A 25,848-nucleotide genomic window follows, 5' to 3' on the forward strand; every position below is an offset into this window, starting at 1 on the left:
GCGAGCGCCCGGCCGCACGGTCAGAACGAGAAGAGCGCGGTCCCGCCGGGGCCGCGCTCTTCTCGTTTGGACAGCGCCTTGACCCGCGATCGGCCGAGGCTCAGGCCGCCCGCTCCCGCAGGTGCGCGACCAGCACGGCGGCGGCGCTATCCGGATCGCGATCGTTCCAGATCGTGCACTCGGCCGCGATCGGGACGACGCGGTCGAGGCGGGTGCGCAGGTCGCCGTCCTCGGGCCGGGCGCGGGCGGCGAGGCGCCGGGCCAGCACCTCGGGGGCCGCCGTGATGGCGACGACGCCGACCTGTGGCAGGGTCCGCCGCGCCTCCTCGACGATCCGGCGGGAAACGTTGCAGACCACCAGCCGTCCGGCCCGCGCCAGCTCCACGGCGTTGCCGGGAATCGCGTAGCCGAGACCGTGCGCCCGCCAGTGCAGGGCGAAGGCGCCGGCGGCGGCGCCTTCGGCGAAGGCCTCCTCCGTGAGGGCGACGTTGTCCTCGTGGGCCGAGGGTGCGCGGGTGATGAGGCGGCGCGGGAAGACGAAACGGGGATCACCGCCCAGCGCGTCCCGCGCCAGCCGCAGCAGGGTGTCCTTGCCGGCCCCGCTCGGGCCGACCACGAGGGCGAAGCCGCCCGCCATCACACCACCCGCTCGCCGGCGCGCCACACCTGGCGCACCACCGGCACGCCCCGGGCGAGGCGGACGCGGACGAGGTCGGCGCGCAGGCCCGGCGCCAGCCGGCCGCGATCGGTCAGGCCGGTGGCGCGAGCGGGGTTCGCCGTCACGGTGGCGATGGCGTCCGGCAGGGTGATCCCGGGGACGCGCTCGGGCAGCCCGAAGGCCGCCATCAGCAGGCTCGCCGGCACGTAGTCCGAGGACAGGATGCTGAGGGTGCCGGCCTCCGCCAGGGTATGGGCCGCGACGTTGCCGGAATGCGAGCCGCCCCGGATCAGGTTGGGCGCCCCCATCATCACGGTGATGCCGGCCGCGTGCGAAGCCTCCGCCGCCTCCAGGGTGGTGGGGAACTCGGCGAGGACCACCGATTCCTCCCGCGACAGCGCGACATCGGCCAGGGTGGTGTCGTCGTGGCTGGCGAGGGGGATGCCGTGCGCGTGGGCGAGGGCCACCAGGGCGGGCCGGTTCACGGCGTTGAGGGCGCGGCCGTCGCGCATCTTGCGGGCGGTGCTGCGTTTTATCTCCTCGAGGGAGCGGCCGCCGCGCCCGGCATACACGTAGTACTTGTCGACGTCACGGAACTGGCGCTGGCCCGGCGTGTGGTCCATCAGCGACAGCAGGCCGATGGGGTAGCGCCCCGCGAAGGCGCGCACGGTCTCGACCACGTCGGGGGAGGGGATCTCGCAGCGCAGGTGCGTGCGGTGCTCGGCCCGGAACAGGCCGGCCTCCCCGGCCTCCGCCAGGGCGGCGGCGAGCAGGTCCAGCTCGGTGCCGAGGCCGCTGCCGTCCGGGTCGGTGCCGGCGCGCAGCGAGTCGAACACCGTGGTGATGCCCGACGCCGCGATCTGCGCATCGTAGGCCAGCACCGCCCCGAGGGGATGCCAGCGCACGCCGGGGCGCGGGGCGTAGTGGCTCTCCAGGTGGTCGGTGTGGAGCTCGACGAGGCCCGGGATGAGGGTGTCGCCGGCGCAGTCGAGGCCGCGCTCGGGGGCGCGACCGGTGCCGATCTCGGCGATGCGCCCGTCGGCCACGGCGAGCCAGCCGTCCTCGACCCGGTCAGGCAGGACCAGGCGGGCGTTCTCGAGGATCTGGACCCGGTCCGTCATGCTTGCCTGTTCCCGATCCCGAATCATGCCGCCAGCGCCCCGTGGAAGGCCGAGACGTCGACGATGCGCGTCGCCACCGCCTCGCGCACGTCCGCATCGTGGAAGATGCCGAGGATGGCGGTGCCGGCGGCCCGCTTCTCGGCGATGAGGTCCACCACCACGGCGCGGTTCCGCGCGTCGAGGGAGGCGGTGGGCTCGTCCAGGAGCAGGATGGGCCGGTCGGCGATGAGGCCGCGGGCGATGTTCACCCGCTGCTGCTCGCCCCCCGAGAAGGTGGCGGGCGGGAGGGCCCAGAGGCGCTCGGGCAGGTCGAGGCGGGCCAGGAGGTCGCCCGCCCGGGTCCGGGCCGCCGCGGGGGCGAGGCCGCCCTCGAGGCCGGCGGCCTCCACCACGGCGCGGGCGCCGACCCGGGGAATCACCCGCAGGAACTGCGAGACGTAGGACAGCGTGGTGCGGCGCAGCCCCAGGATCTCGCGCGGCGCGGCCGTGGCGAGGTCGACGATGCGGGCCCCGTCGCGGACCCGGATCGCCCCGGCGGCGCAGCGATAGTTGCCGTAGGCCATCTTCAGCAGGGAGGACTTGCCCGCGCCGGAGGCACCGCCGAGCACGACGCACTCGCCCGGACGGACCGCCAGGGTGGCGCCGGCGATGACGGGCAGCACGGCGCCGCCGCGCAGGTGCAGGGTGAAGCTCTTGGCCACGTCTTCGAAGGCGAGGAGGGGGGGCGTCATGCGGCGAGCACCGAGGAGACGAGGAGCTGGGTGTAGGCGGCCTGCGGATCGTCGAGGACCTGGTCGGTCAGGCCGGTCTCGATCACCCGGCCCGCCCGCATGACGAGGACGCGGTGCGAGAGCAGGCGCGCCACGGCCAGGTCGTGGGTGACGATGATGACCGCGAGGCCGAGCTCGGCCACCAGGCCCCGGATCAGGTCGAGGAGGCGGGCCTGGACCGAGACGTCGAGGCCCGAGGTCGGCTCGTCCATGAGGACGAGGCGGGGGGCGGTGACGAGGTTGCGGGCGATCTGCAGGCGCTGGCGCATGCCGCCGGAGAAGCGCGTCGGCGGGTCGTCGACCCGGTCGGGGGCGATCTCGACCCGGGCGAGCCAGTCGAGGGCGGTGGCGCGGATGCGGCCGTAATGGCGGTCGCCGATGCCCATCAGGCGCTCGCCGACATTGCCCCCGGCCGAGACCGCCATGCGCAGGCCCTGCGTCGCGTCCTGGCGCACGAACCCCCAATCCGTGCGCATGAGCGCGCGGCGCTCGACCGCGCTCAGCGTATCGAGGTCGCGCGTCGCGCCGTCGCGCAGGCGGTAGGCGACCGATCCGGCATCGGCCGCGACCTCGCCGGCGACGAGCGAGAGCAGGGTCGACTTGCCGGAGCCGGATTCGCCGACCACCGCCAGGACCTCGCCGGGGTCGAGGGTGAAGCCGATGCCGTCGCAGGCGAGGCGCCGGCCGTAGCGCTTGGTCAGGCCCTCGACGCTCAGGAGCGGGTCCATCACGGGGCCTCCCCGGTCTGGCCGTCGACGCGGCGGGTCTCGCCAAGGCAGCTCTTACCAAGGCGGCTCTCGCCAAGGCGCCTCTCGCAATGGTCGGTGTCCGAGCAGACGAATATCCGCCCGCCGGCATCGTCGAGGACGACCTCGTCGAGATAGACGCCCTCGGCGCCGCAGAGGGCGCAGGGGCGGTCGAAGCTCTGGACCCGGAAGGGGTGGTCCTCGAAGTCGAGGCTGCGCACCCGCGTGTAGGGCGGGATCGCGTAGATGCGCTTCTCGCGCCCAGCGCCGAAGAGCTGGAGGGCGGGGCAGTCGTCCATCTTGGGGTTGTCGAATTTCGGGGTCGGGGAGGGGTCCATCACGTAGCGGCCGGCCACCTCCACCGGATAGGCGTAGGTGGTGGCGATGTGGCCGTGGCGGGCGATGTCCTCGTAGAGCTTCACGTGCATGAGGCCGTACTCGGCCAGCGCGTGGAGCTGGCGCGTCTCGGTCTCGCGCGGTTCGAGGAAGCGCAGAGGCTCGGGGATCGGCACCTGGTAGACGAGGACCTGCCCCTCGACGAGCGGCGCCTCCGGGATGCGGTGGCGGGTCTGGATCACGCTGGCCTCGGCCGTGCGCGTCGTCGTGGCGATTCCCGCGGTGGCGGTGAAGAAGCGCCGGATCGAGACCGCGTTGGTGGTGTCGTCGGCGCCCTGGTCGATCACCTTGAGCACGTCGGCGGCGCCGAGGATCGCGGCGGTGACCTGCACGCCGCCGGTGCCCCAGCCGTAGGGCATCGGCATCTCGCGGGCGGCGAACGGCACCTGGTAGCCCGGGATCGCGATGGCCTTGAGGATGGCCCGGCGGATCATCCGCTTCGTGCCCTCGTCGAGATAGGCGAAGTTGTAGCCGGTGCCCGCCGAGACGGTCGCCACGGCGGAGGCCGTGGACAGGGCTGCTGCGGGATGGAGCGGGCTCATTCGGCGGCCTCCCGCAGGGGGGATTCGTCGGATTCGGATTCGGGCGAGGGCGGCGCGGCCGCCCGGGCGGCGTGCTCGGCGCGCAGGCGCCGCACCAGTTCGAGCTCGGCCTGGAAGTCCACGTAATGCGGCAGCTTCATGTGCTCGACGAAGCCCGTCGCCTGCAGGCTGTCGCAATGGGCGAGGACGAATTCCTGGTCCTGGGCCGGCACCCCCACGGCCTCGCCGAGTTCGGCGGCCCGCAGCGAGCGGTCGACCAGCGCCATGGCCATGGCCTTGCGCTCGCCCTGGCCGAAGACCAGGCCGTAGCCCCGGGTGAATTGCGGCGGCACCGCCCCGTGGCCGTGGAACTGGTTGATCATCTGGCACTCGGTCAGCTCGACCGCGCCGAGGCCGACCGGGAAGCCGAGTTCCTCCGGGGTGAATTCGAGGTCCACCGCCCCGACCCGGATCTCGCCGACGAAGGGGTGGGTGCGGCCGTAGCCGCGCTGCGTCGAGTAGCCGAGGGCGAGGAGGAAGCCCTCGTCGCCCCGGGCCAGCGCCTGGAGCCGCACCGCCCGGTCGACGGGGTAGTCCACCGGCTCGCGGGTGAGGTCGCCCACGGGGGCGCCCGCGTCCGGGGGCGAAGGTTCGAGCAGGCCGGCCTGCCCCAGGAGGTCGGTGACCCGCGGGCAGGCGGCGGCATCGGCCTCCGGCTCCGCCTCGGCGGCGGGATCGGGGGAGCGGTCTCGCGAATCCCCGTCGGCCAGGCCGAAATCCACGAGGCGGTGGGTGTAGTCGAAGGTCGGGCCGAGCACCTGCCCGCCGGGCAGGTCCTTGAAGGTGGCGGAGATGCGCCGCGCCAGGGTCATCGCGCCGGTGTCGACCGGCTCGGTGGCGCCGAAGCGCGGCAGGGTGGTGCGGTAGGCCCGCACCAGGAACACCGCTTCGACCACGTCGCCCCGGGCCTGCTTCAGGGCGAGGGCGGCCAGATCGGGATCGTAGAGGGAGCCCTCGGTCATCACCCGGTCGACGAGGAGGCGCATCTGCTCGCGGATCTGCGCCACGGTGAGCTCGGGCACGGCCGGGTCGCCGCGCCGGACCTCGGCCAGGAGGCGGTGGGCGTTGTCGATGGCGGCCTCGCCGCCCTTGACCGCTACGTACATGGCAGAGCCTCCGAACCCGGCGAAGCTTCGGCGGCGACGGGCCGGGCCGAGCGCGGCAGCCCGGCGAGGCGCCCCGGCGCCACGAACAGACAGTCGATCCCGAGCGGGAAGCCCGCATGGTTCGCGGCCCAGCGCGCGGCCCAGTCGGCGGGCAGGGGGCCGGCGTCGAGCCGCGCCGTACCGCGGATGCCGGGTCCCGCGAAAACCTGCCCCGCGAAACCCGGCCCTGCCTCGTCGGAGAGGGTGTCGACGGCCAGGATCAGCGTGGCGGAGGCATCCGGGTAGGCGGGGGTGCCTGGCGCGAAATCCGTGAAGGGCGGGCAATGGGCCGGATCGGCGATCAGCGCGAAGGCGGCCTCTCCGGGGGCCGCGACCAGGGGCGCCCCGGTGTGGAAGCGCAGGAAGCCGGCGACCGCCGGGTCCGCCCGGAGCGGCGCATCGAGCCAGACCGGCGTGTCGGCGTCGGTCAGCGCCAGGGCCAGGGCCGCGAGCTCGGGAGTGAGGGGGGCGGGCGGCGCCAGGGCGGTGACCAGGGGGCGGATCCGCCCGGGTCGGCTCAGGGCCTCCATCGCGGCGCGGAAGACGGCCTGGCCTTCGTGGACGGGATCGGCGAAGCCGGGGGCGAGCCTGTGGGCCATCAATCCTCGCCCCGCGCCAGGGTGAAGAAGGTGACCCGGGTGGCCGCCGCCTTCCGGGCGGCCCGTTGCGCCGCCTCCGCCCGGCGGCCGGCGATCTCCGCCAGCGCCGCCTCGAGAGCGGGCCGCGCCTCCGGGCGCTGCCAGTGGGCATCCAGGATGGCGGCGAGGCGGGCGCGGGCCCGGTCGCGGCCGAGATGGTAGGCGAAGCCGGTCTCGCCCCCGGGCAGGCGCACCGCCGCCCGGGTCACCGTGGCCTCGCCGGCGTTGAAGGGCCGGCCGTCGCCGCCGATCCGCCCGCGGACCATGACGAGGCCCGTCTCGGGCGCCCGCAGGTCCTCCGCCTCGGGGGCGGCGCCGGCCCGCGCCAGGGCGGCCAGCAACTCGTCCGCGGAGGCTTGGCCGGCCCGCGCCATCGCCCGTTGGCGCGGGGCAAGGTCTGGCATCCCGGGCCCGGGTGGTGTTTGGCTGGCGCTCGGCATCGGTCGGTCTCCAAACCTGTCTATATGTGTAGACAAGTGGATGATCGGGCGCAAGGGCTTTCGAGGACGCCGTGCATTTCGAGGACGCCGTGCATTTCGAGGACACCATGCCTTTCGAGGACACCATGCAGACGACGCACGCGAGCCACCCATGACCGAGGCGGGCGACAGCCGCGTGACGGCGCTCCAGCGCGGGGGCGGCCTCGCCGCCTGGCGGCAGATCGCGGACGCCCTGGCGGACGAGATCCGCGGCGGGACCCTGGCGGCCGGGGCGCAGCTGCCGGCCGAATCGGCGCTCGCCGCGCGCTTCGGCGTGAACCGGCACACGGTGCGCCGGGCGCTCGGCGTGCTCGCCGAGGGCGGGCTGGTGCGGACCACGCAGGGGCGGGGCAGCTTCGTGGAGCAGGGCCCGATCGCCTACCCGATCGGCCCGCGCACCCGCTTCTCCGAGATCGTCTCGCGCACCGGGCGCGAGGCCTGGGGCGACCTGATCGCGGCCGCCACCAACCCGGCGGATGCGGACTGGGCCGAGGCCCTGGGGATCGCCCCGGGCGCGCCGATCCTCGAACTCCTCACCGTGCACCGGGCCGACGGCGCCCCGATCTCGACGGCCCGGACCTGCCTGCCCCTGCCGCGCTTTACCGGTTTCGACGCCGCCTACGCCGCCAGCGGCTCGCTCACCCGCGCCTATGCGGGCTTCGGGGTGGCCGACTACACCCGGCTCTCCACCCGGATCGGTGCCCGCCCGGCCAGCCCCGAGGAGGCGGAGCGCCTGGACATCGCCCCCGGCCGCACCCTGATCGCCCTGTCGAGCGTGAACGTGGACGGCGCGGGCACCCGCATCCAGGCCACCCGCAGCCTCTTCGCCGCCGACCGGGTGGAGCTGGTGGTGGAGTGAGGCGGGCTCCGATTCGGCCGGGGCGGGCGACGTGCTGGCAGTACGGGAAAGGCCAGGAGACGGACGAGGCGGACGGGCACGGCGTCGCGGCCGGTCCGATGTGGTCGCGGCACCCGGCCGCCGCGGGCTTCGTTGAGATCGCGGCCCGGGCGGTCTATGCACGGGCCCCATGGACCTCCAAGCTCCCGTGAGTCGCTCCGTGGCTCCCCTCGCCTGCACGCCGCCGCTGAACCGGACGGCGGCGCCGTTCCTGCCCATGAGCCGCGCCGAGATGGACCGGCTCGGGTGGGACGCCTGCGACATCGTCCTGGTGACGGGGGACGCCTACGTGGACCACCCGAGCTTCGGCATGGCCATCATCGGCCGGCTGCTCGAGGCGCAGGGCTTCCGGGTCGGCATCATCGCGCAGCCGGACTGGCAATCGGCGGAGCCGTTCAAGGCCCTGGGCCGGCCGACGCTGTTCTTCGGCGTCACCGGCGGCAACCTCGATTCGATGGTGAACCGCTACACGGCGGACCGGCGCCTGCGCAGCGACGACGCCTATACGGCCGGAGGCGAAGGCGGCGCCCGGCCGGACCGCTGCACCATCGTCTACACGCAGCGCTGCCGCGAGGCCTACAAGGACGTGCCGATCATCCTCGGCGGCATCGAGGCCTCGCTGCGCCGCATCGCCCATTACGATTACTGGTCCGACAAGGTGCGCCGCTCGATCCTGGCGGATGCCAAGGCCGACCTGCTCCTCTACGGCAATGCCGAGCGCGCCGTGGTCGAGGTGGCCAACCGCCTCGCGGCCGGCGAGGCCCCGCAGGATCTCCACTCCGTCCGGGGCGTCGCCCTGTTCCGCCGGGTGCCCGAGCCCTACACCGAGTTGCCCGCCGACGACCTCGATTCGGCCGACGAGGCCGCCAGCCGCCGCCCCGGCGAGACCGTGATCCGGCTCCCCGCCTACGACGAGGTCAAGGACGACAAGGAGGCCTATGCCCGCGCCTCGCGGGTGCTGCACCGGGAGGCCAATCCCGGCAACGCGCGCCCCCTCGTCCAGCGCCACGGCGACCGCGACCTGTGGCTGAACCCGCCGCCGATCCCGCTCTCCAGCGACGAGATGGATGCGGTCTACGACCTGCCCTACGCCCGCGCGCCCCATCCGTCCTACGGCGACGCCAAGATCCCCGCCTGGGACATGATCAAGTTCTCGGTGACGATCATGCGCGGCTGCTTCGGCGGCTGCACCTTCTGCTCCATCACCGAGCACGAGGGCCGCGTCATCCAGAACCGCTCGGAGGGTTCGATCCTGCGCGAGATCGAGCACATTCGCGACAAGACGCCGGGCTTCACGGGCGTGATCTCGGATGTCGGCGGGCCGACGGCGAACATGTACCGGATGGCCTGCAAGGACCCGAAGATCGAGGCGGCCTGCCGGCTGCCGTCCTGCGTCTTCCCCGACATCTGCCCGAACCTGAACACCTCGCACGACGACCTGATCCGGCTCTACCGCAAGGTCCGCGAGGTGGAGGGCGTCAAGAAGGTGATGGTCGCCTCCGGCGTGCGCTACGACCTCGCGGTCCGGAGCCCCGAATACGTCGAGGAGCTCGTGACCCACCACGTCGGCGGCCGTCTCAAGATCGCTCCCGAGCACACCGAGCGCGGCCCCCTCGACCTGATGATGAAGCCGGGCATCGGCACCTACGACCGCTTCAAGGAGATGTTCGACGCCGCCGCCCAGAAGGCCGGGAAGAAGTACTACCTGATCCCGTACTTCATCGCGGCCCATCCGGGCACGACCGACGCGGACATGCTCAACCTCGCCCTCTGGCTCAAGAAGAACGACTACCGCGCCGATCAGGTCCAGACCTTCCTGCCCTCGCCCATGGCGACGGCGACGACCATGTACCACACCGAGATCAACCCCCTGCAGGGCGTGCGGCGCGGCGGCAGCGAACCGGTCGACGCGATCAAGGGGCTGCGGCAGCGCCGGCTGCACAAGGCGTTCCTACGCTATCACGACCCCGAGAACTGGCCCCTGCTGCGCGAGGCGCTGCGGGCGATGGGCCGGGCGGATCTCATCGGGCCGCGGCCGGACCAGCTGGTTCCGGTCTCGCAGCCGTCGGGAACGGGCTCCGGGGCGGGCAAGGGGCGGGGCCAGCCGCAGCCTGCGCGCCATCCGGGCGCGCCGCGCTTCACCACGAAGGGCGTGCCGCTGCGGAAGTGACGGTCCCGCGCGCCATGTGCGCGGTCTCACCGCATCCGGGGCGACAGGTGCCCTACGTCCCCCGAATGAGCATCCCCATCCGCGACGTCAGCGTCCCGATCTTCGTCAACGCCCTGCGCAGCATGAGCGCGTGGCTCGACAAGGCGGCATCGGAACAGCCGGAGGCCGCGTTGATCGGCCGGCGGCTGGCGCCGGACATGAAGCCCCTGCCGGCCCAGTATCAGATGGCCTCCGACAGCGCGAAGAACGCGGTGGCCCGGCTCGCCGGGATCGAGGCGCCCGCGATGCCCGACGTCGAGACGACCTTCGCCGAACTCCAGGCGCGCTGTGCCAGGACGATCGCCTTCGTCGAGGGCGTCGATCCGGCCGCCTTGAGCGCCGAGCGCGAGGTGGAGCTGAAATTCCCGAACGGCATGGGATACCGCTTCAGCGGGCAGGCGTATCTCACCGGCTTCGCGCTTCCGAACTTCTTCTTCCACGTCACCACCGCCTACGGCATCCTCCGCAGCGCCGGGGTGGGCCTCGGCAAGATCGACTACCTCCAGCATCTGGGCCCGCCGACCCTCCCCACGGCGAAGTAGGCGCGCCAGGCGCCCGAACCCCGAAACCCGAGACCGGGCGCTCGTCGCCGGCCTGCCGGTGGACGCCGTGGCGGCCGATCCGCCCCCCCGGCAGGACCCGGATCGTGACGGCCGGGCGGGATCAAGGCCGGGGCGCGCGGGACGAGCCAGGATGTCCCGGCCCGGGGACCGATTGTCCCCGGGCAGAGGATGGGATGCGGGCGGGCCGACGACGTCCCGAACTCACTCGACGAAGCCCCAGGCGGCGTCCCGCGCGCGCCGGTCGTCCTCGTCCATCGGGCGCATCCAATCATCCGGGCGAGGAGTTCGGCACGGATCTCGGCAGGCATCCCCGGCGACCGCCGGTGCGGCGGGCGGCGCGGGCCGGACCGGGGATGCCGGTTCCCCCGCGCGGCGCGGGCCGGGCCGGGGCGGATCGCTCGCCCGCGCCCCCCGTCCCGGGGTCCGACCGCCGACGTGTCGTCTCGGAATCGTCATGGAAGCCCTCCTCAATGGGCCAGGAATCTCAATGGGCCAGGAACAGCGCCGCCGGGCTGCCCCGAAGGAGCGCCCGGGTGACGCCGCCGAAGAAGAACTCCCGGATGGGGGAATGCCGGTAGGCGCCGGCCACGATCAGGTCGGCCCCGAGCATCCGCGCCCGGTCGCACAGCGTCTCCGCGATGCCGTCCGCCACCGGCAGGTCGACGACCGTGACGGCCACGCCGTGGCGCGCCAGATGGGGGGCGAACTCGGCGCCCGGCACGGCGGCATGGAGGTCCTCCGGGTCGGCGACGCAGACGATCTCCACCACCTCGGCCGCGCGCAGGAACGGCAGCGCGTCGTTGGCCGCCCGCGCCGCCTGCGCGCTGCCGTCCCAGGCCACGACGATCCGCTGAGCGGAGAAGGCCTCGATGCCCGGCGGCACGGCGATGACGGGGCGTCCGCTGATGAACAGGGCCTTCTCGACGATCTCGCGGTCGATGTCGTAGGTCCGGGAGCCCGCGTCGAGGACCGTCAGGTCGTGCAGGCGCGCCTGCCTCGCGAGCCGGCCCACGATCTCCGGGAAGGGCAGGCTCGGCGTCTCGACCGTGCAGATCACGCCCGCCTGCGCCGCATCCCCGGCCACGCGGTCCGCGACGGAGCGAGCCAGCGCATCGAGGCGCCGGTCGATGGCGGCCACGCCGTCGAGGTCGAACGCGCCGAGCCAGGCATCGTCGCCGGTCAGCCGCCACGAGGCCGACTGGACCGTCAGGTGGGCGCCCGCGGCTCTCGCGAGGGTCAGCCCGTAGCCGATGGCGGCGGAGGCCTCCGGGCGGTCGGATTCGATGGCGGTCCCGACGAGGATGTCGCGGATGGCAGAGAGCGGCGAAGGAACGGCCTGGGACATCGTTCGTCTCCCGATTGAGCCGCCCTCAGCCTCGGCCGGTTTCGAACGATCCGCCTTGATCCACCTCAAGTCATCGCGCAGGCCCGCTCCCGGCGAACGCGGCCGGGCGGGATTTCCACTGCGTGCCGCGAAGACGAGACGCACCACCACGGACCCGGGAAGGCCCGGGATGCGCGGGACAGCCCGCCCCCTGCGATGACGTCCCGACCCGGGAGCTTTCCGGCAGGACGTCCCCGACGGCGCCCGCCCTCGGCGAGATGCGCCGATGCCTCGGACGTTCGCCCGGCGGCTCGATCCCCCATGCGGCGACCGGCCGGCCCGGGGCGGACGATCCGGGCCGCGTCAGACCCGATCCGCCCCATCTCGCCGCGGGACCGACCGCCTAGCGCGCGGCCCCGCCGATCAGGGCCCGGCGCAGGCGTCCCGAGACGGCGTCGATGAGGGCCACGGTCACCAGGATCATCAGGATCAGGAAGGCGACCTGGCGCAGTTCGAGGACGCGGATCAGCTCGCTGAGATACTGGCCGATGCCGCCCGCGCCGACGATGCCGATGATGGTGGCCGAGCGGGTGTTCGATTCGAAGAAGTACAGCACCTGGCTGCCGAGCACCGGCAGCACCGCCGGGATCAGCCCGAAGCGGATGCGGTGCAGCGCGGTGCCGCCGGAGGCGGAGACGCCCTCGCCGGCCTTGGCGTCGGCGGTCTCCACCGCCTCGGAGAACAGCTTGCCCAGCGCCCCGACATCCGCGCACGCGATGGCGAGCGCCCCGGCGAAGGGGCCGAGCCCGACGACGTTGATCCAGATCAGGGCCCAGATCAGCACGTCGACGGAGCGCATCACGTCGAGGCCGCGCCGGACGGTGAAGTGCACGAAGGGGTTCGGCACCACGGTGCGGGCGGCCAGGAACGCCACCGGAAAGGCCACGAGCGCGGCCGTCAGCGTACCGATGAAGGCGATGCCGAGGGTCTCGGCCAGCGCCTGGAGGAAGGCGATGGCCCGGCCGCCGGTCTCGGGCGGCCACATCAGCAGGCTGAACTCGCCGAGGCGGCCGAGACCGGCCAGCAGGCGCGCGCCGGAGACATCGAGACGCACCAGGGCGTAGGCCGCCAGGGCGGCGAGGCCGGCCAGCGCCAGGACCGCCAGGAGGCGCCCCCGCCAGGCCGGCCGGAAGCTGTCGGGAAAGCGCCGGCGCAGGGCGGCGATCTCGGCCGGGGTCGGGTCGGGGCCGGTCATCGCAGGCCCCCGAGCAGCCCGTGGCGCAGGCGCTCGGTGCCGAGGTCGATCGCCATCACGGTGAGGATGATCAGGACCAGGATGGCGCTGACGTCGGCGTAGTAGAAGTTGCGGATCGCCACGAGGAGCTCCTGTCCGATGCCGCCGGCGCCGACGAAGCCCATGACGCCGGCACCCCGCACGTTGATCTCGAAGCGCAGCAGCCCGTAGGAGACGAAGTTCGACAGCACCTGCGGCAGCACGGCGAAGCGCAGGGTCTCGATCCGCCCGGCCCCGGCGGCGGTAAGGCTCTCCACCGGCCGCATGTCGATGTTCTCGACGACCTCCGAGAACAGCTTGCCGAGCGCCCCCGTGCTGTGGATCGCCAGGGCCAGCACGCCCACCATCGGCCCGAGGCCGAAGGCGATGACGAAGAGCAGCGCGAACACGATCTCGGGCACGGTGCGGCAGAATTCGAGCCCGCGCCGCACCAGGATGCAGGCCGTCCGGCTGCCCGTCACGTTGGCGGCGGCGGAGAAGCACAGGAGGACGCCGCCGATCGCCCCCAGGAGGGTGCCGAGATAGGCCATCAGCAGGGTCTCCCCCAGGAGCCCCAGCCATTTCGGCCCGCCCCAGTACCATTCGGCCAGGTCCCCCGGCAGGTTCGCCCAGGTCAGGGGTGGCAGGATCTGGACGATGTAGTCGGTGAAGCGGCCGAGATGGGTCGCCAGCACCCAGGGGCGCACCTCCGCGGCGCAGGCGGCGAGCCCGGTGAGGACGACGAGCCCGGCGAAGCCCGCCCAGGTCCGGCGCCGGGTCGCGGCGACGACGGCGTCGTAGGCCCCCGCCAGGGCGGCGGCCCGGTCCGGGGGCAGGGGCGCGATCCGCTCAGGCATCGGTCGTCCCCGGCGCGCCCCCGCGCCCACGGCTCGTGACGGGTCCGGTCAAGATTTGCGGCGCTGGTCGTCGTTGAACTTCAGCATCTCGATGATCGGCTGGTAGTCCTTCAGGGTCACGGGGGTGAGGCCCTGGTCCTTGCCGTCCGAGAGCCGGTCGAAGGCCGCCTTGTCGGCCGTGGGCATCGCCACCAGGGCCTCGCGGATCTTCGCCTTGAGGGCGTCGGGCAGGCTCGACAGCATGGCGAAGGGGCCCTCGGGCAGGAAGTCGGACTTGAACACCACGCGGAAATCGGCCTGGCTCATCGGCGTGCCGTCGGGCTTCTTCAGCATGCCCTTGGCGGCCATGCGGGTGACCATGGTGTCGGTGTCGGTGTTGTAGAGGTTGGCCGCCGCGTCCACGGTGCCCTGCACCAGGGCGAGGACCGCGTTCTCGTGGCTGCCGGCATAGACGGTCTTGCCGAAGACCGTGTCGACCGGGTAGCCGGCCTTGTTCAGGAAGAAGCGCGGCGCCTGGTTGCCGGAGGTGGAGTTCGGGTCGACCAGGGCCAGGTTCTTGCCCTTGAGGTCCTCGATCGTCTTGTAGGGGCTGTCGGCGCGCACGTAGACCACCGAATAGTAGCCCGAGGCGCCGGTGTTGTGGCGCTGGTTGACGATGGGCTCGACCTTGACGCCGGTCATCACCGCGCGGGCGAAGGAGGCGGGGCCGTAGAAGGCGAGCTGGGCGTTGCCGGCGCGCTGGCTCTCGATCACGGCGGCGTAGTCGTTGGCGATGCGCAGCTTGACCGGCACCCCGAGGGCCTTCGACAGGTAGGCGGTCATCGGCGCGTAGCGATCGGTGGTGCCCGACGCGTTCTCGGCCGGGATCACCGCCAGGGTCAGCTCCGGATAGGCCGCACTCCAGTCCTGGGCGGCGGCGGGCGCGGCGAGGAGGGCGAGCGCGAGGGCTCCGGCGAGGGATCGGCGGGTCAGCATGGGAAACTCCCGGATGGAGGGTTTCAGGACTCAGGCGACGAGGGCGGCGGGGTAGGGCGCTCGGCGCGCGGGCGCGTCCATGACCTCGCCCGCCTCCAGCCCGTAGAGCTGGCGGGCGACGTCCTCGGTGAGGTCGGCGGGGGCGCCGTCGAACACGAGGCGGCCGTCGGCGAGGCCGACGAGGCGGTCGCAATAGGTGCGGGCCAGATCCAGGGAGTGCAGGTTGCACAGGACCGTGATGCCGTGGCGCCGGTTGGCCTCGGCCAGGGCGTCCATGACGATGCGGGTGTTGCGCGGGTCGAGGGAGGCCACGGGCTCGTCGGCCAGGATCAGGTCGGGGGCCTGCATCATCGCCCGCGCGATGGCGACGCGCTGCTGCTGGCCGCCGGAGAGCTGGTCGGCCCGGTGCCCGGCGAAGTCGCCCATGCCGAAGCCGTCGAGGGCGGCCAGGGCCAGGGCGCGCTCGCGCTCGGACCAGAGCTTGAGCAGCGCGCGGTGCCGGGGCACCTCCGAGAGCCGGCCCATCAGGACGTTGCTGAGCACGTCGAGGCGGCCGACGAGGTGGAACTGCTGGAAGATCATGGCGCAGCGCGCCCGCCAGCGCCGCAGGTCCCGCCCGCGCAGGGCCGTGACGTCGAGGCCGTCGAACAGGATGCGGCCGCCCGTCGGCTCGGCGAGGCGGTTGATCATCCGCAGCAGGGTCGACTTGCCGGCGCCCGAGCGCCCGATCACGCCGACGAAGCGGCCGCGGGGGATGGCGAGGGAGACGCGCTCCACGGCGCGGCGGTCGCCGTAACGGCGCGTCAGATCTTCGAGGATCAGCATGCGGGTATCCGGCGCTTCACGATGAACGCCGGTAAACCCGCGGGGCACGACAGGATCATGACAGTTGTTCGGCTAATCGAGAGCCGGAAGTCTCAGGCCTCTGCTTCGTAGCGCTCCAGGAACGCGTCGATCGACAGGGCGCGGAAGTCCGGCAGGGCGCGGCGCAGGCGGGCGTGGTCCCAATCCCACCAGGCCAGGGCCAGCAGGCGCTCGGCGATCGCCTCGGGGAAGCGGCGGCGCACGACCCGGCCCGGATTGCCGACCACGACGGTGTAGGGCGCGACATCCCGCGTCACGATCGTGCCGGCGCCCACCACCGCCCCGGTGCCGATGGTGCGCCCGGCCAGGATGACGGCGCCGTGGCCGATCCAGACGTCGTGGCCGATGCGGACGGGCCGGGCCCGGCGCCGGGCGAAGAAGGCGGGCTCGTCCCGCTCCTCCCCCGGCCAGTAGGCGCCGGCCCGGTAGGTGAAGTGGGATTGCGAGGCCCGCTCCATCGGGTGGTTGCCGGGGTTGATCCGCACGTGGGAGGCGATGGAGCAGAACTTGCCGATGGTGGTGTGGTTCGCCTGCCCGTCCTCGACGATGTACGTGTAATCGTCGAGATGCGTCTCGCTGAGGCGCGTGCGCGCGCCGACCTCGGTGTAGCGCCCGAGGCGGCACGCCGAGAGCTCGGCGGTCGGGTGGACGGCCGGTTCGAGGCCGAGGCGATCGGAGACCATCGGGCGATCCTGTCAGGCGGGGAAGGGGAGGCGGCGCAGGAGGCGGAACGGGCCCGCGCCGTCCTGGACGACCACGCTCACCGCATCGACCGTCAGGTCGGGCAGGCCCGCGGCGGCGGCGGCCAGCAGGGGCAGGGCGGTCGCCCCGTCCTCCGGCCCGAGGGGGCCGGTGAGCGTCATGTGGAAGCGGAAGGCCTCGAAGACGTGCGGATAGCCCCAGCGCTCCAGCAGCGCCCGGCCGCGGGGATCGAGGCGCTCGGGGCGGCGGCGGGCCCGCTCGGCGGGCGTGAGGGGCGCGCGCAGGGGATCGAGGGCCGCGACGCACTCGGCGGCGAGGAGGCCGAGGGCGGCCGGGGGGGCAACCGGCACCAGGGCGGCGAAGGCCCCGAGGGCGGCGACCCGCAGGGGGCCGACGGGCAGGGGGCTCCGGTGCGCGGCCAGGGCCTCGGCCGCCGCGAGGAGATCGGTCTCGGTGGCGCCGGGGGCGAGGCGCATCGGCGCCTTCAGGGTGGCGTGGAAGCCGTAGGTGCGCGGCTCGGCGGTGTGGGCGGCCAGGATCGCCCGGAGCGCCTCCGGGCCGGGCGCCGGGCCGGGACCGAGGATCGCCTCGCCGAAGGCGTCCAGGGCCGAGCCGGGGGCGGGCGTGAAGTAGAGGGCGTATCGGGCGGGTCGGTCCAACGGGGTCGTGTCCTGGCGGCACGCGAGGGGCGGGGTGGGCCGCACGGGATGCGCCCGCGCGCGAGGTGCCGAAGCGCGCATACCACGGGCGCCCGACGCCGATATGACAGGCTGGGCGCCGTCCGAGGCGCGATGAGGCGATGGCCGTGTCCGCGCGCAGGCACAGACAGATCCGGACCCTGACCCCGCCCTCCCTTGCCGTGGCGGTCGCCCTGCTGGTGGCCGGCGGGGCCGGCGCGCAGGCCGCGGGGGAGGCGCCCGCACGCCGCTTCACGGCCGCCTACGGCCTGAGCTTCCTGAACCTGCCGGCGGGCGAGGCGAGCCTCGCGGTCGAGCGGGCGGACGCCCGCTACGCCCTCGAGCTCGAGGCGGGCCTGCGCGGCCTCGCCGGCTTCTTCTTCGACGGGGCCGGCAAGGCCACCGTCGCGGGGTCGACGAATCGCGCCGGCGCGGTCACCGCCACCTTCCGGATCGACAGCCGCTACGGCGGCAAGCCGATCGCGGTGGAACTCGACCTCGCCGGCGGGCGCGTGCGCAGCGCCAGCGTCGCGCCGCCCCCGACCCCGCGCGACGACCGGGTCCCGGTGGCGCCGGAGGACAGGGTCGGCGTGGTCGACCCCCTGACCATGCTGACGATTCCCCTCGGGACCGCTCCCCTGGACCCCGGCTTGTGCGACCGGCGCATCCCGGTCTTCGACGGGGCGAGCCGGGCCGACCTCGTGCTGTCGCGGGGCAGCCTCGCCACGGTGACGGAGGGCGCCTATCGCGGCCCCGCCCTCGACTGCCGGGTCCGCTGGGTGCCGATCTCCGGGCACCGCTCCGGCGGGAGCAACGTCCGCCGCATGGCCGCCAACGACGACATGCGGGTGCGCTTCGCCCCGATCCTCGACGGGGCGCTGCTGCTGCCGCTGTCGATCACGGTCGCCACCGGCTGGGGCTCGGTGCGCATCGAGGCGACCCGCTGGGGCGGGGCGCCGCCGGCCGGCCCGGACGCCCCGGCGGCGAGGCCCGGGGTGACCGTGCGGCTGCCCAACGCCCGCTAGCTGGGGCGTGGCTGGGACCGGCCCCGGCGACGACCTCGTGCCGCCCCGCACGCCGGCGGTGGAACGCCCGTTCCCCCGCCGCGTTCGCCCCGCGACGCAGCACAGGAGACGCCAGCATGGCCAATGCGATGATCCACGACATCTTCAGCGGCACCCCGAACCTCACCACCACCGAGCGCGCCGTCTCGGTGGTGCTCGGCCTCGGCATCGCCGCCGCCGCCGCGCAGCCGCGCCCGAACAAGTGGCTCAGCCTCGCGGCCCTCGTGGTCGGCGCCGGCCTCGCCATCCGCGGCGCCACCGGCCACTGCGCCGTCAAGGCCGCCACCGAGGCCTGACAGGCCCCGCGCCCGGTGCCCACGGCATCGGGCGGATCGCGACCGGACACGAAAAAGGGGCGCCTCGGTGAGGCGCCCCATCTCGTTTCGGGCTTCGGACGTCGCTGGCCTTACAGCGTGGTGGTCGAGCGGCGGCCCTGGATGAAGCCGTAGATCGCCAGCACGACGATGGCGCCGACGACGGCGCCGATCAGGCCCGCGCCCTGGTTCGGACCGTACCAGCCCAGCGCCTGGCCGAGGAAGGTGGCGACGAAGGCGCCGACGATGCCGAGGATCGTGGTCAGGATGAAGCCGCCGGGCTCGTTGCTGCCCGGCATGATGAACTTGGCGATGACACCGGCCAGAAAGCCGATGATGATGGTCCAGATGATACCCATGAGCTGATCCTCGAACTTGGCCGAACCCTCTGGGTCGGACGTCACTGGCGGCAGGGGCCGGCTTTCGAGCCTTGGCCTTGGCGCATGGGGTGAGAACGCCGCACCCGCGGGATGAGTTGCGCCGCACGACGGGACTTTGTCACGTGGACGGAAACGCCGATCCGGCGCGGCCGGTTCGCCGCGCGCGCCGGGCGCGGGGGGCCTTTACGTTCGGGTCCCCGACGCGGCACAACGCTTGCCCCGAGCCGGGATGCCAAGGGGGCATTCCAGGGGTGCCCCGCGGCATCCCGCGGCCGACACGCGAGAGGCACGTATCCCCGCCATGACGATCCAGCGCTTCGAATCCGGTCCCCGCATGAGCCAGGCCGTCACCTACGGCGACATGGTCTTCCTCGCGGGCCAGGTGGCCGGCACGGTGGTGGGCGCCGGCGTCACCGCGCAGACCCAGGAGATCCTGGGCGAGATCGACCGCCTGCTGGCGGCCGCCGGCACCGACAAGAGCCGCATCCTCACCGCCACCATCTACCTGGCCGACATCGCCACCTTCGCGGAGATGAACGCCGCCTGGGACGCCTGGGTGGCGAAGGACAACCCGCCGGCCCGCGCCACGGTGGAGGCCAAGCTCGCCGCCCCCGAATACCTTGTCGAGATCGTGGTCGTGGCCGCGAAAGGACAGGCATGAGCCGAGCCGGCACCCGCCGCGCGCTCCTGTCCGGGGGGCTGGTCGCCGGGGCGCTCGCCGCCCTGGCGCCCGGCCTGCCGGGGGCCCGGGCGCAGACGCCCGCGCCGCAGGGCGAGCGCGTGGTCAACATCTACAACTGGTCGGACTACATCGACCCGAAGGTGCTCGACGCCTTCACCCGGGAGACCGGGATCAAGGTCGTGTACGACACCTACGACAACAACGAGATCCTCGAGACCAAGCTGCTGGCCGGGCGCTCGGGCTACGACGTGGTGGCCCCTTCCGGGCCGTTCCTGCAGCGGCTGATCCGGGCGGGCGTGTTCCAGCCCCTCGACAAGGCCCGGATTCCCAACCTCGTCCATGCCTGGCCCGAGATCGCCGCGCGGCTCGCCACCTACGACCCCGGCAACACCTACGCCGTGGACTACATGTGGGGCACCACCGGCATCGGCGTGAACCTCGCCCAGGTGCGCGAGCGCCTGGGGGCGAACCAGCCCCTCAACAGCTGGGGCCTCGTCCTCAATCCGGGCCTGATGGCCAAGCTCAAGGATTGCGGGGTGATGCTGCTCGATTCCCCCGAGGACCTGATCCCGAGCCTGCTGCCGTTCTATGGCTTCAAGCCGGATTCCAAGCGCTGGGACGACATCACCCAGGTCACCGACGCCCTGTTCAAGGTCCGCGGCTCGGTGCGCAAGTTCCACTCCTCGGAATACATCAACGGGCTGGCCAACGGCGACCTCTGCCTGGCGGTCGGCTATTCCGGCGACATCATGCAGGCGCGCAAGCGGGCCGAGGAGGCCAAGAACGGGGTCGAGATCGGCTATGTCATCCCCCGCGAGGGCGCGCTGATGTGGTTCGACGCCCTCGCGATCCCGAAGGACGCCCCCCATCCCGCCGAGGCCCACCGCTTCCTCGACTACCTGATGCGGCCCGAGGTGGCGGCGGCCAACACCAACTTCGTCTCCTACGCCAGCGGCAACGCGGCGGCCCGGAAGTTCGTCAAGCCCGAGATCCTGGCCAATCCCGGCATCTACCCGGACGAGGCGACGATGCAGCGCCTCGCCAGCAACACCGCCTGGGACGACCGCACCCAGCGCTTCGTCACCCGGAGCTGGACCCGGGTGCGCACCGGCCGCTGAGGCCGTCGCCGACCGGACCCCCAAACGCGAAACGGCGGTCCCGAGGGACCGCCGTTTCGTGTTTCGGCGCGAGCGCCCGACGATCAGTTGCTGGCGAGGTGGGGCATCGGGTCGACCGGGGTCGCGCCCTTGCGGATCTCGAAGTGGAGCTGGGGCGAGGTCACGTTGCCGGAGGCGCCGGACTTCGCGATGGTCTGGCCGCGCTTGACCTTCTCGCCGGGGCGCACGTCGAGCTCGCCGTTATGGGCGTAGGCCGAGACGTAACCGTTGGAGTGGCGCACCAGGACGAGCTTGCCGTAGCCCTTCACGTCGGAGCCCGCATAGGCCACGGTGCCGTCCTCGGCCGCCTTCACCGCGGTGCCCTCGGGCACCGAGATGTTGATGCCCTCGTTGCCGGAGGTGCCGTAGCCCGAGATCACCCGGCCCTTGGCGGGCCAGCGGAAGGACTGCTCGGAGGCGGCGACCGACCCGGTGCTGGCCGGCTCGGCCTTGGGCGCCTCGACCGCGGCGACCTTCACGGGCGCCTTGGCGGCCTCCTTGGCGGCGGCCTCCGCGGCCTTCGCCTCGGCGACCTTGCGGGCGGCCTCCTTGGCGGCGTCGGCCTTGGCCAGCTTGGCCGCCTCGGCCTCGGCCGTCTTGCGGGCCGCCTCGGCCTTCTTGGCCGCGTCCTTGGCCGCGTCCGCCTTCGCCTCGGCCTTCACCTCGGCCTTGGCTTCCTTGATCTCGATCTTGCGGACCGCCTTGTCCTCGGCTTTGGCGACGGCCTGACCGGGACGGGGATGGGCCTTGCGGGCCTCGGCCGCCTTGGTCTCGGCGAGCTTGGCGGCGGCCGCCGCCTTCTCCGAGGCCTTGCGGGTCTCGGAGGCCTTCGCAGCCTCCACGACCTTGCGGGCTTCAGCGAGCTTGGCGGCCTCGGCCTGGCGCTTGGCCTCGACCTTGGCCTCGGCGGCCTCGCGGGCCTCCGCCTCGCGGCGGGCGTCGGCGGCACGCTTCTCGGCGGCCCGGTCGATCACCTTCGGGGCCGGCGCGGCGGGCACCGCGCGGGTGCTCATGCGGGCCGCATCGGGATTCATGCCCGAGACCGCCGAACCCGTCATGCCGCCCGAGACCGGCTCGGTGGAGGCGAGACGCGTGGTCTGGGGCCGGGCCGGGGCGGGGGCCGCCGCCATCGGGCGGGGCGACATGGCCGCCGGCGAGGAAGCCGCGCCCGGGGCCCCGAGGGCCTGGGACTGGATGCGGCTGGTGCGCACCACCGGCGCCGGGGCGATCTCGCCGTCGGGCAGGCTGCCCGTCGCGGCGGGCTCGCTCGACAGGTTCGAGGCAAATGGATTGCCGAAGGGATCGCCCAACCGGGACGCATCCGAAGAACAGGCGGCCGCACCGCCTCCAATCACGCCGATGAGCGCGAAACGCGACAGCGTCCTCAACCCTCGACCAGTCCCGCGAACCCGCATCGACGCACCTGTTTGCCTGACGCAACTTGATGACGTCATTCAAACCCGATTCAGGTTAAGCAACCGTTCCGATTCACCACGTTCGCGGCACGGACGGGGCTCCGCCGGAACCTTTCGCGCTACAGGACGCCGGCGCGCCCGGAGGTGAGCGGCGCCAGCCGGACGGCCGCGCCGGGGCGCACGTCCAGGGCGCCGTCCGGTCCCCGCGTCCAGGTGACGAGGCCCGCCGCCTCGGGCCGGCCGACCGGGGCGACGAGGCGGCCGCCGGGGCCGAGCAGGTCGCCGAAGTGCCCGGGAATCGCCGGCACCGTCCCGTTGAGGAGGATGCGGTCGAAGGGCTCCGCCCCCCGCAGGGTCGCCGGGTGCAGCCCGTCCCCGACGGTGATCGTGGCGAGCGGCCGGTCCTCCGGCACGAGGTTGTCGCGGGCCTCGTCCGCCAGGGTGGCGTAGCGCTCGAGGCTGCGGACATGGGCGGCGCCCAGCCGCAGCAGCAGGGCGGTGACGTAGCCCGAGCCGGTGCCGATCTCGAGGATGCGGGCGCCCGGGCGCAGGCCCAGGGCCTTCAGCATCGCCGCCACCGTGGTCGGCGCCGTCATGGTCTGGCCGCAGGCCAGGGGCAGGGCGAGGTCGCGCCGGGCGAGGTCGCGGTGCCGGGCCGGGGCGAAGCGCTCGCGCGGCACCCGCTCCATCGCCCGCAGGGTGTCGGTGTCGCGCACGCCGCGGCCCCGCAGGGCCATGACGAAGGCGGCATCCTCGATCGAGCCCTCGTGCATCATGGCTGACTCTCGAAGAAGGCCCATTGTCTCTGGGTGTGTGCCGCAGGGGGGACGGCTTGTCCCGGGCGCGGCTGCTCAGAGTTGCGGCTCGGATTCGAATGGAACGCGTTCCCCTCCCCCGTGCGGGGAGGGGGCAGGGGTGGGGGTCGCTCCGCTGGCCTCAGTCGGTCGCGGGTCACCCAGCCACCCCCACCTCCCACGCCTCCCCACAAGGGGGAGGAGGGCCGCGTCGGGCTGAGCAAAACGATTGCTAAACCTCCGAAAAACCCTGCGCGAAGCGCGTCAGGCTCGGCTCGTCGGTGAGGTCGAGGCGCAGCGGCGTGACCGAGATGCGCTTCTCCGCGATGGCCTTGAGGTCGGTGCCGTGGCCGGGCTGGAACGTCGCCTTGGCGAAGGCGAGCCAGAAATAGGGATTGCCGCGCCCGTCCTGGCGCGCATCGATCTGGAGCAGGGCCTGGTTGCGGAAGCCCTGCGCCGTCACCGCCGTGCCCAGGACCTCCCCGGGCTCGCAATCGGGGAAGTTCACGTTGACGACGATGCCGGGCTCGATGCCGATGTCGAGGATCTTGCGGACGACCCCGGGGCCGTGCTCGGCGGCGCAGTGCCACTTGATGGCGCCGCGCCCGCCGGCCCCGTAGGCCTGGCTCAGCGCGATCGATTTCACGTTGAGGATCGTCCCCTCCATGGCCGCCGCGATGGTGCCCGAATAGGTCACGTCCTCGGCGACGTTCTGGCCGCGATTGACGCCCGAGAGCACCAGGTCGGGCCCGTGGTCCTTGAGGATGTGGCGCACGCCCATGATCACGCAGTCGGACGGCGTGCCCTTCACGGCGAAGCGCTTCTCGGCGACCTGGCGCAGACGCAGGGGGTCGTTCAGCGAGAGGGAATGCGAGACGCCGGACTGGTCGGTCTCCGGCGCCACCACCCAGACGTCGTCCGAGAGGGCCCGGGCGATCCCCTCCAGGGTCTCGAGCCCCGGCGCGTGGATGCCGTCGTCGTTGGTGACGAGAATGCGCATCAGCTCTTGAACCCCTCGATCCGGTCGATCCCGCCCATATAGGCCTTCAGCACCGACGGCACCGTGACGCTGCCATCCGGGTTCTGGTAGTTCTCCATGACGGCGATGAGCGCGCGGCCCACGGCCACGCCGGACCCGTTGAGGGTGTGGACGAAATTCACCGCCTTGCCATCCCGGGCGCGGACGCGCGCGTTCATCCGCCGCGCCTGGAAGTCGCCGCAGACCGAGCAGGACGAGATCTCGCGGAACGTCTCCTGGCCCGGCATCCAGACCTCGATGTCGTAGGTCTTCTGGGAGGCGAAGCCCATGTCGCCGGTACACAGCGTCATGATCCGGTAGGGCAGGTCGAGCTTCTTCAAGACCGCCTCGGCCGAGCCCAGCATGCGCTCGTGCTCCGCGGCCGACTGCTCCGGATGGGTGATCGAGACGAGCTCGACCTTGTTGAACTGGTGCTGGCGCAGCATGCCGCGGGTGTCCCGCCCCGCCGAGCCGGCCTCGGCCCGGAAGCACGGGGTGAGGGCGGTGAAGCGCAGGGGAAGCTCTTCCTCGCGCAGGATGCTCTCGCGCACGAGGTTGGTGAGGGGGACTTCCGCCGTGGGGATGAGCCAGTGCTCGCCCGCCTGGAACTGGTCGTCCCGGAACTTCGGCAGCTGCGCCGTGCCGAACATCGCCTCGTCGCGCACCAGGATGGGCGGCGCCACCTCGGTGTAGCCGTGCTCGCCGGTATGCAGATCGAGCATGAACTGCCCGAGCGCCCGCTCTAGGCGGGCGAGCTGGCCCTTGAGCACCACGAAGCGGGCGCCGGACATCCGGGACGCGGCCTCGAAATCCATCAGGCCCGAGGCCTCGCCGATCTCGAAATGCTGCTTTCCGGTGGCGAGCTGGGGCCGGTGCGCCGCGAAGCGCCGGTACTCGACGTTGCCGTGCTCGTCGGCGCCCTCGGGCACCTCCGGGTTCGGGCGGTTCGGGATCGCGGCGAGGCGCGCGTCGAGGGTCGTCGCCGCCTCCGCCTGCGCGGCTTCCAGCGCCGGAGCCTCGTCCTTCAGATGGGCGACCTCGGCCATGAGCGCCTGCGCCCGGGCCTCGTCCTTGGCCTTCTTGGCGCCGCCGATCTCCTTGGCAAGCGCGTTGCGGCGCTCCTGGTTGCCTTGCGCGGCCGAGACCGCGGACTTGCGCGCGTCGTCCAGGGCGATCAGCTCGGCGGCGAGCGGCGCCAGCCCGCGGCGGCGCAGGGCCTCGTCGAAGGCGTCCGGATTGTCGCGGATGGCGCGGATGTCGTGCATGGGCTCGGCTCGTACGATGCGAGCCCGACGCTTAGCCGCATCGGCCCCGGCCCGACAAGCGCGGCCGGGTGATCCCCCCGCTACTGCGCCCGGATCTGGCGCTCGGCCGCCTTGTCCTCGGCGCGCCCGTAATTGATGAAGAACAGGTTCCCCTCCACGGGGCGCCCCTTCTGCAGGTTCGCGAGCTGCACCGTGGTCTGGTAGCCCTGCGGATCGGTGATCCGCCACTGGCTGAGGGTCTTCACCTCGGGGTCGAAGAAGAGCTGGATCTTCGAGGTGCCGCCCAGCGTCGAGCGGTCCTCCAGGGCGATGCGCAGGCCGCCCGGATCGTTGGCCACGTCGGTGACGGAGAGATCGCGGGCGAGGTCGATCTTGTCGCGCAGCAGGAATTTCAGGGGCGTCTGCGAGATGAAGTAGAGGTCCTGGGTGCCGAGCTTGCGGTCCTTGACCGCCACCGAGGTCCCGTCGGCCACGATCTCGAGAGGGGAGGGCTGGTCGTAGTCGAAGCGCAGGCGGCCGGGCTTGGCCAGCGTCAGCTTGCCGCCGATGCGGCGCCCGTCCGGGCCGATCTGGACGAAGCTGCCGGTGAGCGTGGTCATGCCGTTGAAGTAGGCGTTGGCCTGCGCGATCACGGTGGCGTCGTCCGCCTCGACCGCGACGGCGGCCGCTGCGGGCGCGCCCACGGCCGCGACCTTGGCGCCAGCCTTCGGATCGACGGCCTTCGGATCGGTGGTCTTGGGCTCCGCCCTGGCGGCCTTGGCCGCAGCCGCCTTGTCGGCCGCCACCTTGTCCGCCGGCTTGGCCGGCTTCGGCGCCTGGGCCACGGGCTTCTTCGGCGCGGCGGCGGGGGCCGCCGGGGCGGGCTCTGGCTCCGGCTGGGGGG

28 protein-coding genes are annotated in these 25,848 nt (G+C 73.0%); 7 read left to right on the plus strand and 21 right to left on the minus strand.

The features are described 5' to 3' along the window. Positions 1–100: 100 nt before the first annotated feature. From phnN to phnG, 8 genes are all read right to left on the minus strand, one after another. Entirely contained in the window at positions 101–637 is a 537-nt protein-coding gene (gene phnN / locus AC6EUL_RS20165) for a phosphonate metabolism protein/1,5-bisphosphokinase (PRPP-forming) PhnN (protein ID WP_499872272.1), read from the minus strand. Continuing rightward, positions 637–1,779: an alpha-D-ribose 1-methylphosphonate 5-triphosphate diphosphatase gene (locus AC6EUL_RS20170; RefSeq protein WP_056349907.1), complete on the minus strand. Its 1,143-nt coding sequence runs from the start codon at positions 1,777–1,779 to the stop codon at positions 637–639. Before AC6EUL_RS20170 ends, phnN begins: the two co-directional genes overlap by 1 nt. 23 nt (positions 1,780–1,802) lie before the next feature. Beyond that, positions 1,803–2,510, minus strand: a complete 708-nt coding sequence (gene phnL / locus AC6EUL_RS20175) for a phosphonate C-P lyase system protein PhnL (RefSeq protein WP_499872274.1) — start codon at positions 2,508–2,510, stop codon at positions 1,803–1,805. Further along, complete coding sequence (phnK, locus tag AC6EUL_RS20180; protein ID WP_056216408.1) at positions 2,507–3,277, minus strand: phosphonate C-P lyase system protein PhnK; 771 nt, start codon at positions 3,275–3,277, stop codon at positions 2,507–2,509. Before phnK ends, phnL begins: the two co-directional genes overlap by 4 nt. After that, complete coding sequence (locus tag AC6EUL_RS20185; protein ID WP_499872304.1) at positions 3,277–4,125, minus strand: alpha-D-ribose 1-methylphosphonate 5-phosphate C-P-lyase PhnJ; 849 nt, start codon at positions 4,123–4,125, stop codon at positions 3,277–3,279. The genes phnK and AC6EUL_RS20185 overlap by 1 nt, the downstream gene beginning before the upstream one ends. Before the next feature lie 104 nt (positions 4,126–4,229). Beyond that, entirely contained in the window at positions 4,230–5,378 is a 1,149-nt protein-coding gene (locus AC6EUL_RS20190; RefSeq protein WP_499872276.1) for a carbon-phosphorus lyase complex subunit, read from the minus strand. Next, on the minus strand, positions 5,369–6,016 hold the full coding sequence (phnH, locus tag AC6EUL_RS20195; protein ID WP_499872278.1) for a phosphonate C-P lyase system protein PhnH: 648 nt from the start codon (positions 6,014–6,016) through the stop codon (positions 5,369–5,371). Before phnH ends, AC6EUL_RS20190 begins: the two co-directional genes overlap by 10 nt. Further along, positions 6,016–6,459, minus strand: a complete 444-nt coding sequence (phnG, locus tag AC6EUL_RS20200) for a phosphonate C-P lyase system protein PhnG (protein ID WP_274534731.1) — start codon at positions 6,457–6,459, stop codon at positions 6,016–6,018. Before phnG ends, phnH begins: the two co-directional genes overlap by 1 nt. Before the next feature lie 187 nt (positions 6,460–6,646). Here phnG and phnF point away from each other — a divergent pair, with 187 nt between their 5' ends. From phnF to AC6EUL_RS20215, 3 genes are all read left to right on the plus strand, one after another. Next, positions 6,647–7,393, plus strand: coding sequence for a phosphonate metabolism transcriptional regulator PhnF (phnF, locus tag AC6EUL_RS20205; protein WP_056277797.1), 747 nt, complete (start codon positions 6,647–6,649; stop codon positions 7,391–7,393). 169 nt (positions 7,394–7,562) lie between these two features. Beyond that, the gene (locus AC6EUL_RS20210; protein ID WP_056216420.1) at positions 7,563–9,602 is read left to right on the plus strand and encodes a YgiQ family radical SAM protein; all 2,040 of its coding nucleotides are present in this window, start codon (positions 7,563–7,565) and stop codon (positions 9,600–9,602) included. 65 nt (positions 9,603–9,667) lie between these two features. Continuing rightward, positions 9,668–10,183 carry a DUF1993 domain-containing protein gene (locus AC6EUL_RS20215; protein WP_056277790.1) on the plus strand — a complete coding sequence of 172 codons (516 nt, stop codon included), beginning with the start codon at positions 9,668–9,670 and terminating at the stop codon, positions 10,181–10,183. 505 nt (positions 10,184–10,688) lie between these two features. Here AC6EUL_RS20215 and AC6EUL_RS20220 read toward each other — a convergent pair. The 7 genes from AC6EUL_RS20220 to AC6EUL_RS20250 all read right to left on the minus strand — a co-directional run bounded on the left by AC6EUL_RS20220 (position 10,689) and on the right by AC6EUL_RS20250 (position 16,858). Beyond that, positions 10,689–11,549, minus strand: coding sequence for a universal stress protein (locus AC6EUL_RS20220; RefSeq protein ID WP_056379666.1), 861 nt, complete (start codon positions 11,547–11,549; stop codon positions 10,689–10,691). Between the two features lie 382 nt (positions 11,550–11,931). Beyond that, positions 11,932–12,783 carry a phosphonate ABC transporter, permease protein PhnE gene (gene phnE, locus AC6EUL_RS20225; protein ID WP_499872283.1) on the minus strand — a complete coding sequence of 284 codons (852 nt, stop codon included), beginning with the start codon at positions 12,781–12,783 and terminating at the stop codon, positions 11,932–11,934. Then, positions 12,780–13,658: a phosphonate ABC transporter, permease protein PhnE gene (gene phnE / locus AC6EUL_RS20230; RefSeq protein ID WP_499872286.1), complete on the minus strand. Its 879-nt coding sequence runs from the start codon at positions 13,656–13,658 to the stop codon at positions 12,780–12,782. Before phnE (AC6EUL_RS20230) ends, phnE (AC6EUL_RS20225) begins: the two co-directional genes overlap by 4 nt. Before the next feature lie 48 nt (positions 13,659–13,706). Next, positions 13,707–14,633: a phosphonate ABC transporter substrate-binding protein gene (gene phnD, locus AC6EUL_RS20235; protein WP_056216431.1), complete on the minus strand. Its 927-nt coding sequence runs from the start codon at positions 14,631–14,633 to the stop codon at positions 13,707–13,709. Between the two features lie 30 nt (positions 14,634–14,663). Beyond that, entirely contained in the window at positions 14,664–15,458 is a 795-nt protein-coding gene (gene phnC, locus AC6EUL_RS20240) for a phosphonate ABC transporter ATP-binding protein (RefSeq protein WP_056277779.1), read from the minus strand. A 92-nt stretch (positions 15,459–15,550) separates the two neighbouring features. After that, entirely contained in the window at positions 15,551–16,180 is a 630-nt protein-coding gene (locus AC6EUL_RS20245; protein WP_056216434.1) for a DapH/DapD/GlmU-related protein, read from the minus strand. Positions 16,181–16,192: 12 nt separating this feature from the next. Then, positions 16,193–16,858 carry a DUF1045 domain-containing protein gene (locus AC6EUL_RS20250; RefSeq protein WP_499872289.1) on the minus strand — a complete coding sequence of 222 codons (666 nt, stop codon included), beginning with the start codon at positions 16,856–16,858 and terminating at the stop codon, positions 16,193–16,195. A gap of 140 nt (positions 16,859–16,998) precedes the next feature. Between AC6EUL_RS20250 and AC6EUL_RS20255 the strand changes: the two genes are divergently transcribed. Both AC6EUL_RS20255 and AC6EUL_RS20260 read left to right on the plus strand, forming a co-directional pair. After that, positions 16,999–17,901 carry a DUF3108 domain-containing protein gene (locus tag AC6EUL_RS20255; protein ID WP_499872292.1) on the plus strand — a complete coding sequence of 301 codons (903 nt, stop codon included), beginning with the start codon at positions 16,999–17,001 and terminating at the stop codon, positions 17,899–17,901. Between the two features lie 116 nt (positions 17,902–18,017). Beyond that, positions 18,018–18,236, plus strand: a complete 219-nt coding sequence (locus AC6EUL_RS20260) for a YgaP family membrane protein (protein ID WP_056216439.1) — start codon at positions 18,018–18,020, stop codon at positions 18,234–18,236. Between the two features lie 110 nt (positions 18,237–18,346). Here the strand turns inward: AC6EUL_RS20260 and AC6EUL_RS20265 are convergent, their stop codons facing one another. Further along, positions 18,347–18,613 (minus strand): GlsB/YeaQ/YmgE family stress response membrane protein, encoded by a 267-nt coding sequence (locus AC6EUL_RS20265; RefSeq protein WP_056185315.1) that lies wholly within the window; start codon positions 18,611–18,613, stop codon positions 18,347–18,349. Between the two features lie 322 nt (positions 18,614–18,935). On the opposite strand from AC6EUL_RS20265, the gene AC6EUL_RS20270 reads away from it, so the two are divergent. Both AC6EUL_RS20270 and AC6EUL_RS20275 read left to right on the plus strand, forming a co-directional pair. Further along, the gene (locus tag AC6EUL_RS20270) at positions 18,936–19,295 is read left to right on the plus strand and encodes a RidA family protein (RefSeq protein WP_056216442.1); all 360 of its coding nucleotides are present in this window, start codon (positions 18,936–18,938) and stop codon (positions 19,293–19,295) included. Continuing rightward, positions 19,292–20,434 carry a polyamine ABC transporter substrate-binding protein gene (locus tag AC6EUL_RS20275; RefSeq protein ID WP_056216444.1) on the plus strand — a complete coding sequence of 381 codons (1,143 nt, stop codon included), beginning with the start codon at positions 19,292–19,294 and terminating at the stop codon, positions 20,432–20,434. Before AC6EUL_RS20270 ends, AC6EUL_RS20275 begins: the two co-directional genes overlap by 4 nt. An 83-nt stretch (positions 20,435–20,517) precedes the next feature. On the opposite strand, the gene AC6EUL_RS20280 is transcribed toward AC6EUL_RS20275, so the two are convergent. From AC6EUL_RS20280 to AC6EUL_RS20300, 5 genes are all read right to left on the minus strand, one after another. Then, positions 20,518–21,888, minus strand: coding sequence for a M23 family metallopeptidase (locus AC6EUL_RS20280; protein ID WP_056216446.1), 1,371 nt, complete (start codon positions 21,886–21,888; stop codon positions 20,518–20,520). Between the two features lie 119 nt (positions 21,889–22,007). After that, positions 22,008–22,664, minus strand: a complete 657-nt coding sequence (locus AC6EUL_RS20285; RefSeq protein ID WP_499872296.1) for a protein-L-isoaspartate O-methyltransferase family protein — start codon at positions 22,662–22,664, stop codon at positions 22,008–22,010. A 250-nt stretch (positions 22,665–22,914) separates the two neighbouring features. After that, positions 22,915–23,682, minus strand: coding sequence for a 5'/3'-nucleotidase SurE (gene surE, locus AC6EUL_RS20290; protein ID WP_056216447.1), 768 nt, complete (start codon positions 23,680–23,682; stop codon positions 22,915–22,917). Beyond that, positions 23,682–24,965 (minus strand): serine--tRNA ligase, encoded by a 1,284-nt coding sequence (serS, locus tag AC6EUL_RS20295; protein WP_499872300.1) that lies wholly within the window; start codon positions 24,963–24,965, stop codon positions 23,682–23,684. Before serS ends, surE begins: the two co-directional genes overlap by 1 nt. Positions 24,966–25,045: 80 nt before the next feature. Further along, a partial coding sequence (locus AC6EUL_RS20300; RefSeq protein WP_499872302.1) for a LolA family protein occupies positions 25,046–25,848 on the minus strand: 803 nt, incomplete at its 5' end.

The sequence above is a fragment of the Methylobacterium sp. 001424705 genome (genome assembly GCF_059816145.1).

What these genes read in the sequence shown, in the direction of transcription:
- phnN (WP_499872272.1), bottom strand. Translation starts at nt 637, where the DNA reads ATGGCGGGCGGCTTCGCCCTCGTGGTCGGCCCGAGCGGGGCCGGCAAG.
- AC6EUL_RS20170 (WP_056349907.1), bottom strand. Translation starts at nt 1,779, where the DNA reads ATGACGGACCGGGTCCAGATCCTCGAGAACGCCCGCCTGGTCCTGCCT.
- phnL (WP_499872274.1), bottom strand. Translation starts at nt 2,510, where the DNA reads ATGACGCCCCCCCTCCTCGCCTTCGAAGACGTGGCCAAGAGCTTCACC.
- phnK (WP_056216408.1), bottom strand. Translation starts at nt 3,277, where the DNA reads ATGGACCCGCTCCTGAGCGTCGAGGGCCTGACCAAGCGCTACGGCCGG.
- AC6EUL_RS20185 (WP_499872304.1), bottom strand. Translation starts at nt 4,125, where the DNA reads ATGATCCGCCGGGCCATCCTCAAGGCCATCGCGATCCCGGGCTACCAG.
- AC6EUL_RS20190 (WP_499872276.1), bottom strand. Translation starts at nt 5,378, where the DNA reads ATGTACGTAGCGGTCAAGGGCGGCGAGGCCGCCATCGACAACGCCCAC.
- phnH (WP_499872278.1), bottom strand. Translation starts at nt 6,016, where the DNA reads ATGGCCCACAGGCTCGCCCCCGGCTTCGCCGATCCCGTCCACGAAGGC.
- phnG (WP_274534731.1), bottom strand. Translation starts at nt 6,459, where the DNA reads ATGCCAGACCTTGCCCCGCGCCAACGGGCGATGGCGCGGGCCGGCCAA.
- phnF (WP_056277797.1), top strand. Translation starts at nt 6,647, where the DNA reads ATGACCGAGGCGGGCGACAGCCGCGTGACGGCGCTCCAGCGCGGGGGC.
- AC6EUL_RS20210 (WP_056216420.1), top strand. Translation starts at nt 7,563, where the DNA reads ATGGACCTCCAAGCTCCCGTGAGTCGCTCCGTGGCTCCCCTCGCCTGC.
- AC6EUL_RS20215 (WP_056277790.1), top strand. Translation starts at nt 9,668, where the DNA reads ATGAGCATCCCCATCCGCGACGTCAGCGTCCCGATCTTCGTCAACGCC.
- AC6EUL_RS20220 (WP_056379666.1), bottom strand. Translation starts at nt 11,549, where the DNA reads ATGTCCCAGGCCGTTCCTTCGCCGCTCTCTGCCATCCGCGACATCCTC.
- phnE (WP_499872283.1), bottom strand. Translation starts at nt 12,783, where the DNA reads ATGACCGGCCCCGACCCGACCCCGGCCGAGATCGCCGCCCTGCGCCGG.
- phnE (WP_499872286.1), bottom strand. Translation starts at nt 13,658, where the DNA reads ATGCCTGAGCGGATCGCGCCCCTGCCCCCGGACCGGGCCGCCGCCCTG.
- phnD (WP_056216431.1), bottom strand. Translation starts at nt 14,633, where the DNA reads ATGCTGACCCGCCGATCCCTCGCCGGAGCCCTCGCGCTCGCCCTCCTC.
- phnC (WP_056277779.1), bottom strand. Translation starts at nt 15,458, where the DNA reads ATGCTGATCCTCGAAGATCTGACGCGCCGTTACGGCGACCGCCGCGCC.
- AC6EUL_RS20245 (WP_056216434.1), bottom strand. Translation starts at nt 16,180, where the DNA reads ATGGTCTCCGATCGCCTCGGCCTCGAACCGGCCGTCCACCCGACCGCC.
- AC6EUL_RS20255 (WP_499872292.1), top strand. Translation starts at nt 16,999, where the DNA reads ATGGCCGTGTCCGCGCGCAGGCACAGACAGATCCGGACCCTGACCCCG.
- AC6EUL_RS20260 (WP_056216439.1), top strand. Translation starts at nt 18,018, where the DNA reads ATGGCCAATGCGATGATCCACGACATCTTCAGCGGCACCCCGAACCTC.
- AC6EUL_RS20265 (WP_056185315.1), bottom strand. Translation starts at nt 18,613, where the DNA reads ATGGGTATCATCTGGACCATCATCATCGGCTTTCTGGCCGGTGTCATC.
- AC6EUL_RS20270 (WP_056216442.1), top strand. Translation starts at nt 18,936, where the DNA reads ATGACGATCCAGCGCTTCGAATCCGGTCCCCGCATGAGCCAGGCCGTC.
- AC6EUL_RS20275 (WP_056216444.1), top strand. Translation starts at nt 19,292, where the DNA reads ATGAGCCGAGCCGGCACCCGCCGCGCGCTCCTGTCCGGGGGGCTGGTC.
- AC6EUL_RS20280 (WP_056216446.1), bottom strand. Translation starts at nt 21,888, where the DNA reads ATGCGGGTTCGCGGGACTGGTCGAGGGTTGAGGACGCTGTCGCGTTTC.
- AC6EUL_RS20285 (WP_499872296.1), bottom strand. Translation starts at nt 22,664, where the DNA reads ATGATGCACGAGGGCTCGATCGAGGATGCCGCCTTCGTCATGGCCCTG.
- surE (WP_056216447.1), bottom strand. Translation starts at nt 23,682, where the DNA reads ATGCGCATTCTCGTCACCAACGACGACGGCATCCACGCGCCGGGGCTC.
- serS (WP_499872300.1), bottom strand. Translation starts at nt 24,965, where the DNA reads ATGCACGACATCCGCGCCATCCGCGACAATCCGGACGCCTTCGACGAG.